The 15,142-nt window shown below is 62.6% G+C and carries 14 protein-coding genes; 6 read left to right on the top strand and 8 right to left on the bottom strand.

The features are described 5' to 3' along the window. Positions 1–72 precede the first annotated feature (72 nt). The gene (locus tag ACYVKM_RS14270) at positions 73–888 is read right to left on the bottom strand and encodes a S1/P1 nuclease (RefSeq protein ID WP_460878279.1); all 816 of its coding nucleotides are present in this window, start codon (positions 886–888) and stop codon (positions 73–75) included. Positions 889–1,029: 141 nt separating this feature from the next. On the opposite strand from ACYVKM_RS14270, the gene gap reads away from it, so the two are divergent. Together gap and ACYVKM_RS14260 are read left to right on the top strand one after the other, a co-directional pair. Next, positions 1,030–2,034: a type I glyceraldehyde-3-phosphate dehydrogenase gene (gene gap, locus ACYVKM_RS14265; RefSeq protein ID WP_460878278.1), complete on the top strand. Its 1,005-nt coding sequence runs from the start codon at positions 1,030–1,032 to the stop codon at positions 2,032–2,034. 40 nt (positions 2,035–2,074) lie between these two features. After that, positions 2,075–3,034, top strand: coding sequence for a hypothetical protein (locus ACYVKM_RS14260; protein ID WP_460878277.1), 960 nt, complete (start codon positions 2,075–2,077; stop codon positions 3,032–3,034). Between the two features lie 169 nt (positions 3,035–3,203). Here ACYVKM_RS14260 and tpx read toward each other — a convergent pair whose 3' ends face one another. The 5 genes from tpx to hppD all read right to left on the bottom strand — a co-directional run bounded on the left by tpx (position 3,204) and on the right by hppD (position 7,810). Next, entirely contained in the window at positions 3,204–3,704 is a 501-nt protein-coding gene (tpx, locus tag ACYVKM_RS14255; protein ID WP_460878276.1) for a thiol peroxidase, read from the bottom strand. A gap of 121 nt (positions 3,705–3,825) precedes the next feature. Next, positions 3,826–4,812, bottom strand: coding sequence for a fumarylacetoacetate hydrolase family protein (locus ACYVKM_RS14250; RefSeq protein WP_460878275.1), 987 nt, complete (start codon positions 4,810–4,812; stop codon positions 3,826–3,828). A gap of 25 nt (positions 4,813–4,837) precedes the next feature. Further along, positions 4,838–5,422 (bottom strand): lectin, encoded by a 585-nt coding sequence (locus ACYVKM_RS14245; protein WP_460878274.1) that lies wholly within the window; start codon positions 5,420–5,422, stop codon positions 4,838–4,840. After that, positions 5,419–6,726: a homogentisate 1,2-dioxygenase gene (gene hmgA / locus ACYVKM_RS14240; RefSeq protein ID WP_460878273.1), complete on the bottom strand. Its 1,308-nt coding sequence runs from the start codon at positions 6,724–6,726 to the stop codon at positions 5,419–5,421. The genes ACYVKM_RS14245 and hmgA overlap by 4 nt, the downstream gene beginning before the upstream one ends. A 13-nt stretch (positions 6,727–6,739) precedes the next feature. Further along, a complete protein-coding gene (hppD, locus tag ACYVKM_RS14235; RefSeq protein ID WP_460878916.1) occupies positions 6,740–7,810 on the bottom strand; it encodes a 4-hydroxyphenylpyruvate dioxygenase in 1,071 nt (356 codons plus the stop codon). Positions 7,811–7,945: 135 nt separating this feature from the next. Here hppD and ACYVKM_RS14230 point away from each other — a divergent pair, with 135 nt between their 5' ends. After that, a complete protein-coding gene (locus ACYVKM_RS14230) occupies positions 7,946–8,416 on the top strand; it encodes a MarR family winged helix-turn-helix transcriptional regulator (protein ID WP_460878272.1) in 471 nt (156 codons plus the stop codon). Between the two features lie 255 nt (positions 8,417–8,671). On the opposite strand, the gene ACYVKM_RS14225 is transcribed toward ACYVKM_RS14230, so the two are convergent. Then, entirely contained in the window at positions 8,672–10,180 is a 1,509-nt protein-coding gene (locus ACYVKM_RS14225; RefSeq protein WP_460878271.1) for a peptide MFS transporter, read from the bottom strand. Between the two features lie 140 nt (positions 10,181–10,320). Further along, a complete protein-coding gene (locus ACYVKM_RS14220) occupies positions 10,321–11,169 on the bottom strand; it encodes a tryptophan 2,3-dioxygenase (RefSeq protein WP_460878915.1) in 849 nt (282 codons plus the stop codon). Between the two features lie 304 nt (positions 11,170–11,473). On the opposite strand from ACYVKM_RS14220, the gene pdhA reads away from it, so the two are divergent. From pdhA to ACYVKM_RS14205, 3 genes are read left to right on the top strand one after another with little or no spacing between them, the layout of a single operon-like run. Next, entirely contained in the window at positions 11,474–12,574 is a 1,101-nt protein-coding gene (pdhA, locus tag ACYVKM_RS14215; protein ID WP_460878270.1) for a pyruvate dehydrogenase (acetyl-transferring) E1 component subunit alpha, read from the top strand. Positions 12,575–12,577: 3 nt separating this feature from the next. Continuing rightward, the gene (locus ACYVKM_RS14210; protein ID WP_460878269.1) at positions 12,578–13,558 is read left to right on the top strand and encodes an alpha-ketoacid dehydrogenase subunit beta; all 981 of its coding nucleotides are present in this window, start codon (positions 12,578–12,580) and stop codon (positions 13,556–13,558) included. A 20-nt stretch (positions 13,559–13,578) separates the two neighbouring features. Beyond that, a complete protein-coding gene (locus tag ACYVKM_RS14205) occupies positions 13,579–14,952 on the top strand; it encodes a dihydrolipoamide acetyltransferase family protein (protein ID WP_460878268.1) in 1,374 nt (457 codons plus the stop codon). The last annotated feature ends 190 nt before the right edge of the window (positions 14,953–15,142 follow it).

Here is a 15,142-nt window from a genome sequence, read left to right as displayed (position 1 = left end):
GGAATTGGCAGTTGTCGTCAGAGCCTAACAGAACCCGGTTCATCCGCAGCGGCCAGCGAATGCCGCTTTCGCTCAATGGCCCAGCGTGAGGTTGAGCACCTCGGCCAGCCGTCGGCCAGCCTCGCGCAGGCGCAACTCGGCCACCGGCAATTCGGCAGCGACATAGGCCTGATCGATCTTGTGGCTGGCTGGATAGAACCCGGCTCCCGCCGTGATGCTGCAGGATTCCTCCGCCCATTGTGCATAGGGGTTGTCGAGCGGTGCGATCGGCAAGGGCAGCTCCACCGGGCCACGCGCATCCAGGGTTTGCGCATACACCTGCACGTCGAGGCCACGGGTTTTCAGCATGCCCGAGTCCCATACCTTGTGCAGGTTGCTGCCCTTGCCATCGAACTGCACCTGGTAGGTGTTGCCGCCCTTGTCATCCCGCGAACCGGCATGCAACGGCTGATGGATGTCGCCGACAAAATGCACCACGAATTTCAGCGCCTCGCGACGCGCTGCATCCGGCTGGCTGCGATCACCCAGCACGGCCACGTAGTGCTGCAGCCCCGCAACCACGCATCGGCCGTCCCTGCAATCGCGCGGCGGCACATAGTTGCAATCGCCATGGACGAAATCGATGTAGTGCAGGCCGCGGGTCTGTTTCCACAGCACCGCCTGGGCCGGATCGTCCTGGATCTGGTCTGGCCAGCTGGCAATGTCGGCCAGCGAGGTGGTGTGTTCCGGCGCCAGCAGGCGCTCGACCTCGGCCTCAGCAGCCGGGCTCAGGTGCCTCTGCGCCAGCTCCGCCACGACACTGTGGCCGAGTGGTCCCCAAGCCTGCGCCAGCGGCGCTACCACGAACATGGCCAGTGCGATGACGAGGGAGCGGCGTAACGAGGTCATGGGATCGTCCGGTTGAAAACCCCAAGTCTGCCACAGCTGATGATCGAGCCTGACTGCTTTCATTGTATGATTTGTGGCTGAAACCCCGGCTCCGCGGCCTGCGGTTGCCCGCCCATCATCGCCTCAGGAGGACGCTCCCTCATGACCATCAAGGTCGGTATCAACGGCTTCGGCCGCATCGGTCGCAACGTGCTTCGCGCCGCCGTGCAGAACTTCGGCAACGACATCGAGATCGTGGCGATCAACGACCTGCTCGAACCGGATTACCTCGCGTACATGCTGCGCTACGACTCCGTGCACGGCCGCTTCAAGGGCGACGTGAAGATGGAAGGCGGCCAGCTGGTGGTCAACGGCAAGACCATCCGCCTGACCCAGGAGCGCGATCCGGCCGCGCTGAAGTGGAATGAGGTGAACGCCGACGTGGTGATCGAATCCACCGGCCTGTTCCTCGACAAGGTCACCGCACAGAAGCATCTGGATGCCGGCGCGAAGAAGGTGATCCTGTCCGCACCGTCGAAGGACGACACGCCGATGTTCGTCTACGGCGTGAACGACAAGACCTACAAGGGCGAGGCGATCATCTCCAACGCCAGCTGCACCACCAATTGCCTGGCACCGATCGCCAAGGTGATGCACGACAAGTGGGGCATCAAGCGCGGCCTGATGACCACCGTGCACGCCGCCACCGCCACCCAGAAGACCGTCGACGGCCCGAGCAACAAGGACTGGCGCGGCGGCCGCGGCATCCTGGAGAACATCATTCCGTCGTCCACCGGCGCGGCCAAGGCTGTCGGCGTGGTGATTCCCGAGCTCAACAAGAAGCTCACCGGCATGAGCTTCCGCGTGCCGACCTCGGACGTGTCCGTAGTCGACCTCACCTGCGAGCTGGAAAAGCCTGCCACCTATGCGGAAATCTGCGCCGAGATGAAGGCGCAGTCGCAGGGCGCGCTGAAGGGCGTGCTGGGCTATACCGAGGACAAGGTGGTCGCCACCGACTTCCGCGGCGAGACCTGCACCTCGGTGTTCGACGCCGATGCCGGCATCGCGCTGGACAGCACCTTCGTCAAGCTTGTGAGCTGGTACGACAACGAATGGGGCTACTCGAACAAGTGCCTGGAGATGGTGCGGGTCGTCGCGGCCAAATAAGCCGGCCTTTTCTGACTATACGCAATCATTTGGAACGTATATGAAAAAAATGGCTGGTTTCTTTCTCGCGTCGCTATTGATTCCGTTCGGTACGATCGCGGTGACCCAGTCGCAAACATCAAAAACGGAAACAACCAAATCGGCATCGTTGAACGCCGCTGATATGTTGAAGGCCGTTCCATCTGACGTGTCGAAAAGGCCTGATCCCGCTCTACTGTTAGATATCAATACGCCAATCAACGAACGCCAAAATATTTTTTCTGCCTTTGAAAAATTAGCTAATGATGGAGATACGCCATCGCAATATATAGTGGGCTCTATATATCGCATAGGACAACAGCTGCCAGCATCACCTGTAAAGCGCGATGTGGTCAAAGCTCAACTTTATCTGAGCAATGCCGCGACACATGGGGAAATCTTGGCCATGGCCAAGATGGCTGAGATAGAATTGAGTACCGATAATTATCTGGAAGCGATGAACTGGGCGCAGATCTTCGGCCACTACGCAGCGTTATTGCCTCAGAAATTGCGGCCATCTCCAGGATATACAGCAGAGCTCATTGAACGCATCGACGAAAAATTTGATCGCGCAAAGCTTCCAGACGTAGTCAAAAATGTAAACATTTTTATCGCTAACTACGACAACGCTATCAATGCAGGAATAAAGACAGCGCAAATGCGCGATTCGGGCACTGACATCTACCCGGTTTCGTCGAGCGAGCGTCAGCGTCAATATATGCCCGAAACGGGTAATTCGAAATTCGCTGACCTCTCACCCAGGGCTGGCTTCGTTGAATTTCTGATCGTTTTCAAACCTGATGGATCAGCACAGAAAGCCTTGGTTCTGGATTCTATTCCTGATCCGCATCTGGGAAAAGCATTGAGTTATATAGCCGCAGGATATCGAGTCAATTCAGTGAATGATGTGGAAAACGATAATCCGCGCTACGCCTGGGTGCCGGTGATGTTCGACGACAATCGCTACAGGCTGAGCAAGTAAGTATTCGCGGCAAAGCCGGAATCCTTACGATCGCCCTTCAAAGGAGCCTATTCGTAATCGACGGAGATCAAGAGCTCAAAGTAATTTTGAGCAAAACAAAATTTTCGAGCTCTCGAATTTTGAGTTCCCCCGTCAGAGCCGGGTTTCTCTCGATAAATAAATCGACGATTCAGCCAAGCACTTTCAAGGCCGCATCGTAATCCGGTTCATGCGCAATCTCGCCTACTAGCTCGGTATGGATCACTTCGTCGTGCTCGTCCACCACCACCACCGCGCGTGCGGCGAGACCGGTCAGCGGACCACTTGCAATCGCCACACCGTAATCGTTGAGGAACTGGTGTCCACGCATCAACGACAGGTTGATCACCTGATCCAAACCCTCGGCACCGCAGAAGCGTGCCTGTGCGAACGGCAGGTCGGCCGAGATGCATAGCACCACGGTGTTGTCGAGCTGACTAGCTGACTCGTTGAAATGGCGTACCGACATCGCGCAAGTCGGCGTGTCGACGCTGGGGAAAATGTTCAACACCTTGCGCTTGCCCGCGAAATGGGCCAACGAAACATCGGCGAGATCCTTGCCAACTAGCTTGAAATCGGGGGCCTTGTTGCCTACGGCAGGGAATGCACCATCAACGGTAATGGGATTACCCTTGAGCGTAACTTGGGACATGGGAGTTCCTTTGCAGGCGGAGTTGGGAGGAACACCACGACGCAGGGCATGAACCCACTGCGTCGCGTGGGGCGATCAGGATACCGCGTCGGCAGGAGCTGCATCCATGGCTACGAACGGATCAGGGCCGCAACGGTGCGATACGCTGCTCGATCGCGCCGAAAATGCTGTGACCAGTCGCATCGGTGATATCGATGCACAGGCTATCACCGAACTTCAGGAATGGCGTACTCGGTTTGCCATCGCGCAGCGTTTCCACCGTGCGCTGCTCGGCCAGGCATGACGCGCCCTTGCTAGTGTCCTCGTTGGCGATGGTGCCGGAGCCGACGATGGTGCCGGCGATCAGCGGCCGCGTCTTCGCCACATGGGCGACCAGCTCGGCAAAGCTGAACTGCATGTCCACGCCGCACTCGGCCTCGCCGAACCAGGCGCCGTTCAACCAGGTGCGCATCGGCAGGTGCAGCTTGTCGCCCTGCCAGGCGTCGCCCAGTTCATCCGGCGTCACCAGCACCGGCGACAGCGCCGAACGCGGCTTGCTCTGCAGGAAACCGAAACCCTTGGCCAGCTCGCCCGGAATCAGCCCACGCAGGCTCACGTCGTTGACCAGGCCAACCAGCTGGATATGTTCCGACGCCTGTGCCGGCGTCACCGCCATCGGTACGTCGTCGGTGATCACGATCACCTCGGCTTCCAGGTCGATGCCGTAATCCTCGCTCGGCACCACCACCGGATCGCGCGGGCCGAGAAAGCCGGCGCTGGTCGCCTGGTACATCAGCGGATCGGTGTAGAACGACTTCGGCACCTCGGCGCCGCGTGCGCGGCGTACGCGTTCGACGTGCGGCAGGTAGGCCGAACCGTCGACGAACTCGTAGGCACGCGGCAACGGCGAGGCGAGTGCCGTCATGTCCAGTGCGAACGCGTCGGCAGCGCTGCCCGCGTTCAATGCGTCCGACAGCGCGTTGAGTCGCGGCGCGGCATTCGACCAGTCGTCCAGCGCCGCCTGCAGCGTCGGCGCAATGCCGCCCGCCTTCACGGCGCGGCCGAGGTCGCGACTGACCACGATCAGCGTGCCATCGCGGCCGCCTTCCTTGAGACTGCCAAGTTTCATGCCTTTGCTCCCGGGATTGCGCTCATCACATGCAACCGTCTTCGTTGTCGATCTGCGGTGGAACGCCGACACGCCACCGGCTCACCTTCCCGCCGGTATCCGTTTCGAAAATCAGCACATCGCCCTTGCCGTCCGCGATGCGAAGGTATTGCTCATTCTGCTGGTACTTGTGCGGCAGCACCTGCAGGCCGGAACCGTAAAGCGCGCGGATCTGCGCCACGCTCATGCCGACCTTGCCGCCACCCGGCGCGAGCTCTTTCGGCGTGCCCACGTCGTAGCGCACGAAACGGCCATGATCGAACATGAAATCGAAATCGCTCAATGCCGTGTTCCACGTCGGCTGCAGCAGGGAGCAGTCGCCACCCGGATCGACCGCACCGTTCAGATCCGCCCGCCACGCGGCGCGAAACGCGTCTTCATTCATGCCGAAGCGCGCGGTGCCGTAGCCAGTGTAACTTCCCAGTGTGTCCTGGGCCTGCAGCGCCTTCACTTCCGCGGCCGTCATGGTCGATTTTGGCCTGCCCTGAACTGCTGCCGGGCCCGGCGGCGGCTCACTGGAACAGGCTGTCAACGCGAGCACACATGCCAACGCGACGGTTGCCTGCTTCATGTGCGCTCCGGATTGAAATGCTTGCGGATACCCTGCCAGCACTCGTGATAGTCGTGCTGCAGCTGGGGTGCATCGAGCGCCTGCCGCGTGGGATGGATCACCTTGCGCGTCTCGAACATGAAGGCCATGGTGCCACCGATCACGTCCGGTTTTGACAGGTCGGCGTTTGATGCCTTCTCGAACGTGGCAGCATCCGGGCCATGCCCACTCATGCAGTTGTGCAGCGAGGCGCCGCCGGGCAGAAAGCCCTCGGCCTTAGCGTCGTACACGCCGGTGATCAGGCCCATGAACTCGCTGGCGACGTTGCGGTGGAACCACGGCGGGCGGAACGTGTGCTGTGCCACCAGCCAGCGCGGCGGGAAGATCGCGAAATCGACGTTCGCGGTACCCGCGCTATCGCTGGGGGAGGTCAGCACCGTGAAGATAGACGGATCGGGATGGTCGTAGCTGATCGAGCCGATCGTGTTGAAGCGACGCAGGTCGTACTTGTACGGCGTGTAATTGCCGTGCCAGGCGACCACGTCCAGCGGCGAATGATCGATCTTCGCCGACCACAACGCACCCTGGAACTTGGCGATCAGTTCGAACGCGCCGTCGATGTCCTCGTACGCCGCGTGCGGGGTGAGGAAATCACGCGCGTTGGCCAGGCAGTTGGAGCCGATCGGACCGAGATCCGGCAGTCGCAGCAGCGCGCCGAAATTCTCGCAGACGTAACCGCGGGCCTGGTCATCCAGCAACTCCACGCGAAAACGCACGCCGCGCGGAATCACCGCGATCTCCTGCGGCTCGATCTCCAGCACGCCCAGCTCGGTGGCCAGTCGCAGGCGACCCAGTTGCGGCACGATCAGCAGCTCACCGTCGGCATCGTAGAAAAACCGCCCCTGCATCGAACGATTGGCCGTATAGACGTGGATACCCACACCCGCCTGTTCGCCCGGGCCGCCGTTGCCCGCAAGCGTTACCAGGCCATCGACGAAATCGGTCGGCGTACCCGCAAGCGGCAGCGGATTCCAGCGCAGCTGGTTGGGCGTCGCCGGCACCTCGTCAAAGCGGTTGTGGAGCGTGGCATGCGCCAGCAGCTGGAATGGCTGGTGCACGGCAGCCGGACGGATCCGGTACAGCCAGCTGCGCCGGTTCGCATGACGCGGCGCGCTGAAAGCGGTACCTGACAACTGCTCCGCATACAGGCCATGCGCCACTCGCTGCGGCGAGTTCTGCCCCTGCGGCAGCACTCCAGCGATCGCCTCGCTGGCAAATTCGTTGCCGAAGCCGGATTGGTATCCGTTACTGACCATCGTCTCCATGGAGGCTGCTCCCTTACAGCACGCCGCGCTTCATCTGATCGCGTTCGATCGATTCGAACAGCGCCTGGAAGTTGCCTTCGCCAAAGCCTTCATTGCCCTTGCGCTGGATGATCTCGAAAAAGATCGGGCCGATCACGTTCTGGGTGAATATCTGCAGCAGCTTGCGCCGCTTGGTTTCCAGGTCCGCATCGATCAGGATCTTGTTCTTCGCCAGCCGCGGCACGTCTTCGCCATGGTTGGGCACGCGCACATCGATCACCTCGAAATAGGCATCCGGCGTATCGAGAAATTCGACGCCGGCGGCGCGCATCTTCTCGACCGTGCCATAGATGTCGTCGGTGAAGCAGGCAATGTGCTGGATGCCCTCGCCATGATAGGCGTCGAGGTATTCGTTGATCTGGCTCTTCGGATCACTCGACTCGTTCAGCGGAATGCGCACGATGCCGTCCGGTGCGGTCATCGCCTTGGATACCAGGCCGGTCTTGGCACCCTTGATGTCGAAGTAGCGGATCTCGCGGAAGTTGAACAACTGCTCGTAGTAGTCCGACCACTTCTGCATGTTGCCGAAATAGAGGTTGTGCGTGAGATGGTCTATGAAGGTGAGGCCGAAGCCCGCCGGATTTTGATCGGCGCCGTCGATCGGCGCGTAGTCGCCGTCGTAGATGCTGCCGGCGCTGCCATAACGGTCGACCAGGTACAGCATGCAGTCGCCGATGCCCTTCACCACCGGAGCGTTGACCGCCTTGCTCGCTTCCTTGTGGTCGATCGCCTCACCACCGTTGCCGAGCACGGTGGCAAGCACATCGGCCGACGGCTTCTTGAAACGAATCGCGAAACCGCAGGCACTGGGACCATGCTTTCCGGCAAAGTCCGCCGCGAAGGAATCCGGATCTTCGTTGATCAGGAAGTTCACGCCATTCTGGCGGTATACCGTGATCGGCCGCAAGGTGTGCTTCAGCACCGCGGTAAAGCCCATGCGTTTGAACAGGTCGTGCAGCTCGTTGGCGCGCCCGGCCGGTGCGGCAAATTCGACGAATTCGAAACCGTCGATCCCCATCGGGTTCTCGAATGTGGTGACCTGCATGCCAAGATTCGGCTGGGCGTTCATGGCGCTCTCCTGTCTGTCGGTGCACGATGTCAGGCACGGGAGCGTGCCACCATCGGGATAATCTCTACGTTATAGTTACATATGAAACCATTTGCAAGGAACACCGCCGCAATGCCCGTCAAGCGCAAGCCTGCCCCTGCCACCGCCGAGCACGCCCCGCTGCAACTGGAGCAGTTCCTGCCATATCGGCTGTCGATCCTGTCCAACACGATCAGCCAGGCGATCGCGGACGATTACCAGCGCCGTTACGACATCTCGATGACCGAATGGCGGGTGATGGCGGTGCTGGCGCGCTTCGACGGCCTGTCCGCACGCGAGGTGGCCGAGCGCACCGCGATGGACAAGGTGGCAGTAAGCCGGGCACTGGCCCGGCTGGTCGAGGCCGGGCGGGTCAATCGCAGCATCCATGACGGTGACAAGCGCCGCTCGGTACTGAGCCTGACCGAAACGGGCTGGACCATGCACGACGAGGTGGCACCGATGGCGCGCGCGAGAGAGCGCGAGGTACTGGCGAAGCTCGATGACGAGGAGCGCATATGGCTGCGGCGCATCCTAGACAAGCTGATGCCGCCCAATCCTTAAATGCCGCATGCCTCCCCCCGCGTGCAGGGAGAGGACGACATTCTTCATCTCGCCTCATCCCCCGCCCGCACAATCCATGTAATTACCCTCCATGGCGATTGACATGGCAGCAGTGCGTCGGCCCATCGAGTTGGGGTCGCCTCCGCGGTCAAGCAAAAAGAGATAAGGCGCGCAAATGGCCGCCGTCTGCAGCGAACCAGACCGGCGTCTCGCCCCTCAACTTGGGCACACGAGAATGCACAAGGTGCGCTCCACCTACTTCACGCCATGCATCAACCGGTTGATCAGCGGCGAGACCAGCAACAGCAGCACACCGGCGCCAGCCAGCAACCAGAAGCTGAAGGTGAAGCCGGAGAGCGCCGAAGCCGCGGTCATGCCGCTCTCTCCACTGATGCGGCTGGCCACCAGCCCGGACAGGTTGCCGCCCACCGCCAACGACATGAACCAGCCGCCCATCGCCACACCGACCAGTCGCGGCGGCGCCAGCTTGGTCACCATCGACAGGCCGATCGGAGACAGGCACAACTCGCCCGCGGTCTGCATCACGTAGCACATGGCCAGCGGCCAGAACGGAAGCAACCCGACGGGGCTCAGCAGGCGTGCCAGCGCGTACACCAGCACCGCGAAACCCAGTGCGTTGAAGATCAGGCCGAGGCCGAACTTGCGCGGGATCGACGGCTCGTGGCGTCGCTTGGCGAGCCACGCCCACACCAGTGTCACCAGCGGCGCCAGCACGATGATTGCGAGCGGACTGACCGACTGAAACCAGCCAACCGGAAACACCCAGCCGCCGAACATTTTGCGATCGACCAGATTCTCCGCCAGGAAATTGAACGAGGTGCCGAGCTGGTAATAGAACATCCAGAACAGCACGTTGAAGGCAAAGATGATCAGCATCGCCAGCACGCGATGCGTCTGCACGCGGCCATGCCGCACCGCCTCCATCAGCAGCATCGCCGCCACTGCCAGGAACAACAGGCCCAGCAGCCACTGCAGCCCACCGGGTCCCACGCCGGACAGCAGGTAATACACCGCCGGCACCGTCACGATCACGCCCAGCAGCACCCACAACACGCGCAACCGACCTTCAGCGCCCGCCGCCGGCCGGCCCACGCCCTTGAGCTGGCGTCGACCGAACCAGAACCACAGCAGGCTCAGCAGCATGCCCACGCCCGCGGCGAGGAAGACCACTCGGTAGTTCTGCTGCATCGGCGTATCGGTGAAATGACTGGCCAGCCAGCCGGTGAACAACGGCGCCACGAACGCGCCGGCATTGATACCCATGTAAAACAGCGTGAAGCCACGGTCGCGGCGCGGGTCGTCGCGGCCATACAGCTGGCCCACCATCGAGGAAATGTTCGGCTTGAACAGGCCGTCGCCCACGATCACCAGCGCCAGCCCCAGCAGCAGCATCGTCCGCTCCGGCAGCATCAGCGTGAACAGACCCGCCGCCATCACCGCCGCGCCGAGCAGGATCGTGCGTTGGTAGCCGATCAGCTTGTCCGCCACCCAGCCGCCGAAGATGCCGGTGCCATAAATCAGCGCCGTGTAGGCGCCAAAGATGCCGCTGGCCCAACTCTGACCCGAAGAATCGCCGTGGAAGAACTGCGCCACGATATACAGCGCCAGCGCCCAGCTCACGCTGTAGAACGCGAAGCGCTCCCAGAACTCGGTCATGAACAGCATCCACAACGGACGTGGATGGCCGAGCAGCTGCGGATAGTCGGGTGCGTCGCCGTTACCGGCGTCGAGGGTCTGGCTCATGCGGTTCCCTGGCTCGTCGCCGTCGATTCCGGCGATCGTCAATGATGGATGGCTTCCAACAGATCTAATTGGTTTGCCACGGTGTGGATCGTGCAGATGTAACCGGCACTCACGACGCCGTCAAATGCACCGCCGCGGAGTCAGCTGCCGAGGATGGTGCGCACGTCCAGAAGCTCGGGGAAAAACTCCAGTTCGAGCGCCTTCTTCAGGAACGACACGCCGGACGAACCACCGGTGCCACGACGGTGACCAATGATCCGCTCCACCGTTTTCATGTGGCGGAAACGCCAGAGCTGGAAACTCTCCTCCACGTCCACCAGCTGCTCGCACAAGTGATATTCCGGCCAGAAATCCGCACGTTCCTCATAGATGCGCCTGAGCGTGGGCAACAACGCCTCGTTGCGCTGATAGGGCTGGGTCCAGTCGCGTTGCAGCAGGGCCGAAGGCACGGCGTGGCCGCGCCGCGCCAGATAGCGCAGGAATTCGTCGTACAGGCTGGGCGCCTCCAGCACGTCACGCAGCATGGCCTGCGCCGCCGGATCGTGCGCGAACACCTTCAGCATCGCCGCATTCTTGTTGCCGAGCAGGAACTCGATCTGCCGGTATTGCAGCGACTGGAAGCCGGACGACGGCCCCAGCACGCCGCGGAACTCCAGATACTCCGACGGGGTCAGCGTCTCCAGCACCGCCCATTGCTCGAACAGCTGACGCTGGACCTGCTTCACCCGCGCCAGGATCTTCAGGCAGGCATCGACGTCGTCAATCTGCAGATGCGCCACCGCCGCCTTCAGCTCATGGATCAGCAGCTTCATCCACAACTCGGAAACATGGTGCTGCACGATGAACAGCATCTCGTCGTGATGCGGCGGCTGGCTCAACGGCTGCTGCGCGGACAGCAGGGTGTCCAGGTGCAGGTAGCCGCCGTAGGTCATCTGCCCGTTCAGATCCGTCTGGATGCCGGCCTCGAGGTCGCGCTGGTTGTCGCCCATGGTGTTCCGTGTGCTCCCGAAAGGTTCATGGTAACGGTTGCCACGCCATGCGGTCTTGATGTGCGGCAGGAAATCACGCCACGCAGGGCTGCCCGGCACCTCGCTCGCCGGCTCGTTGCCGGGCATGGAAACAGCTTGCGGACCGCCAGCGGCAGCCATTCCGTACGCGCACGAATGCTGCGCCGTACCTTGCAGCGCAACATGCCCGCCTGTTATCAAGTGCGGTCTTGTGCGGTCGTTTGCATGCCTCGATCCCGGTGCATGCGGCCACCCCCAATCCCCTTTCCTCACTCCGGAGCGAGTCGTGACCATCGCCGCCAAGTTTGAAATCGAATACCTGCAATACCTCGACGCCGAGGGCAGGCAGGTCCGTGACGATCTGCCCGAGTTCGCGAAGGACCTCGGCCACATGGTCGAGCTGTACAAGCTGATGCTGTCCACCCGCGTGTTCGACGCCAAGTCGATCGCCTTGCAGCGTACCGGCAAGTTGGGCACCTATGCTTCGTGCCTGGGCCACGAGGCCGCGCATGTCGGCATCGGCAGCGCCATGAAGCCCGAGGACGTCTACGCACCGAGCTACCGTGAATATGGCGCCCAGCTGTATCGCGGCGTGCAGCCGCGCGAGGTGTACATGTACTGGGGCGGCGACGAGCGCGGCAACGACTACCAGAAGGAACCGGCACGCCACGATTTCGCCTGGTCGGTGCCGATCGCCACGCAATGCCTGCACGCTGCCGGCTCGGCGTTGGCGTTCAAGATCCGCGGCGAGAAGCGCGTGGCGGTCTGCACGATCGGCGACGGCGGTTCGTCCAAGGGCGACTTCTACGGCGCGATCAACATCGCCGGCGCGCAGAACCTGCCGCTGGTCGCGGTGATCGTCAACAACCAGTGGGCGATTTCGGTGCCGCGCAAGATCCAGTCCGGCGCGCCGACGCTGGCACAGAAAGGCATCGCGGCCGGGCTGTTCTCGATCCAGGTGGACGGCAACGACATCATCGCCGTGCGCAAGGCGATGGAAGACGCCCTGGAACGCGCACGCAACGGCGAGGGTGGCAGTGTGCTCGAGCTGGTGACCTATCGCCTGGGCGATCACACCACCGCGGACGATGCCCGTCGTTACCGCGGCGAGCAGGAAGTGAAGGACGGTTGGGAAAAGGAGCCGATGAAGCGCCTGCGCAATTGGCTGGTGGCCAAGAAAGTGTGGGACGACGCGAAGGAAGAAGCCTGGAAGGCCGAGTGCGACGAGTGGATGGACAACGAGGTCAATGCGTATCTCGAAACCAAGACGCAGCCGGTCACGGCGATGTTCGACTACATCTTCGCCGAAGTCCCCGCCGATCTCGCCAAGCAGCGCGATTACGTCCTCTCGCTTGAAACCACGCCCAATAGCAGCCGGGGTCATTGAGTCATGGCACAAATCACTCTCATCGAAGCGGTCACCCAGGCGCTCGCCTACGAAATGGCCCACGACGACAGCGTCGTGGTGCTGGGCGAGGACGTCGGCGTCAACGGCGGCGTGTTCCGCGCCACCCAGGGCCTGCAGGAAAAATTCGGCGAACTGCGCGTGCTCGATACACCACTGGACGAAACCACGATTGCCGGTGTCACGGTGGGTCTCGCCGTGCAGGGCATGAAGCCGGTTGCCGAAGCGCAATTCGAGGGCTTCATCTATCCGATGATGGAGCAGATCGCCTGCCACGCCGCACGCATGCGCAACCGCACCCGCGGTCGTCTCACCGTGCCGGCCGTGTGGCGCGCGCCGTGGGGCGGCGGCATCCGCGCACCGGAGCACCACTCCGAAGCAAACGAGCATCTGTTCACCAATATCCCCGGTCTGCGCGTGGTGATGCCGTCGTCGCCGGCGCGTGCCTACGGCCTCTTGCTCGCCGCGATCCGCGATCCCGATCCGGTGATGTTCTTCGAACCCAAGCGCATCTACCGCCAGTACAAGGAAGAAGTGCCGGACGACGGCGAGGCCTTGCCGCTGGACGTATGCTTCGTGTTGCGCGACGGCACCGACGTGACCCTGGTGACTTGGGGTGCGCAGGTGAAGGAAGCGCTGGAAGCGGCCGACGAACTGGCCGCGCAGGGCATTAGCGCCGAGGTGATCGACGTCGCCACGCTGACCCCGCTGGACTTCGACACGATTGCTGAGTCCGTACAAAAGACGGGCCGCTGCGTGATCGTGCACGAAGCCCCCAAGACTGCCGGCTTCGGCGCCGAGATCGCCGCGCGCGTGTCCGAGGAGTGCCTGTACGACCTGCTCGCGCCGGTCGAGCGCGTCACCGGCTTCGACACGCACATCCCGCTGTTCCGCCTGGAAATGAAATACCTGCCGAGCGTGGAGCGCGTCGTCGACGCCGCCAAGCGCACCCTGGCCGCCAGCTAACCTTCAACGGACACGATCCCATGGCTGATATCAAGACGTTCTACCTGCCCGACCTCGGCGAAGGCCTGCCCGACGCCACCGTCGTCGAATGGCATGTCAAAGTGGGCGACAACATCAAGCTCGACGCGCCGCTATGCTCGATGGAAACCGCCAAGGCGGTCGTCGACGTGCCCTCGCCCTACACTGGCAAGGTCACGAAGCTGCATGGCGCGCCCGGCGACATCATCGAGACCGGTGCCGCACTGGCCGAGTTCGAACCGGACCCGAACGCGAAGCAGCGTGCCGAGGCCGAATCGACCGGCCACCACCACGGCCCGAAGAAGAGCGTCGGCAGCCCGGCCGCGGACGCAAGCCACAAGGTGGTTGCCTCCGATGACGGCGGCGAAATCGAGAGCAACGACAAGAAGGCCGATCGCGAAGACGAAGGCACCGTGGTCGGCGCCATGGTCAGCGGCAGTCATGTGCATGTCGAGCAGGCCGCCAGTATCGGCGGCGTGAAAGCCGTACCCGCCGTACGCGCGCTGGCGAAGAAGCTCAAGGTCGACCTCGCCCGCGTGCGCCCGAGTGGTGCCGACGGCGTAGTGACGATGAAGGACGTGAAGGACGCCGCCGCGAATGGTTCAGCTGCACTCGGTGCCGTACCGGCGTCCGCTGGTCGTCATCTGGCTCCCGAACTGCCGCAGCCGGAGCCGGCACGCACCACCACCTCGCTCGCCGGCAAGCCGGTGCGTACCGCACCACCGTCGGTACAAGCCAGCGGCCAGCCGGAACAGTTGAAGGGCGTGCGTCGCAACATGGCCCGCGTGATGGCCGACGCCCATGCCCAGGTCGTGCCGACCACCCTGGTCGACGATGCCGACCTGCATGCCTGGATCGGCAAGCAGGACATCACCGCCCGCCTGATCCGCGCCATCGTGTTTGCCTGCAAGACCGTGCCGGCGCTGAACGCCTGGTTCGACGGCAAGAACCTGACCCGCACCCTGCATCCGCACGTGGACATCGGCATCGCGGTGGATACCGACGACGGCCTGTTCGTGCCGGCGCTGCGCAATGCCGACATGCTCGACGGTGCCGGCGTTCGCGGTGCCATCAAGCGCCTGCGCACACAGGTCGAGGATCGCTCGATCCCGGCGTCGGAGTTGTCGGGCTACACCATCAGCCTGTCGAACTTCGGCATGTTCGCCGGTCGCTACGCGACGCCGGTGGTGGTGCCGCCGACCGTCGCGATCGTCGGCGCCGGCAAGCTCAGCCACGACGTGGTCGCCGTGATCGGCGGCATCGAAGTGCACCGCCGCATGCCGCTGTCGCTGACCTTCGACCACCGCGCCGCCACCGGTGGCGAGGCCGCGCGCTTCCTCAAGGCAATGCTGGACGATCTCGCGTTGCCGAACTGAGTCAACGCAACATCGGAAACAGACAGGGCGCCCGTGGGCGCCCTGTCTGTTTGGCGGATCGCGATTCAGTCGCCGGTGGGAATGACGCCCGCGCCCTCGATCAGTTGTACCAGGCGCCCTTCCACGCATCGGCCAGCAGCTTCAGCTCCACCCGTTCCAGCGGAGGACAACGCATGGGCTGCACGTGCCT

The organism is Rhodanobacter koreensis (genome assembly GCF_054782855.1).
This window is presented reverse-complemented; position numbering and strand designations above follow the sequence as displayed.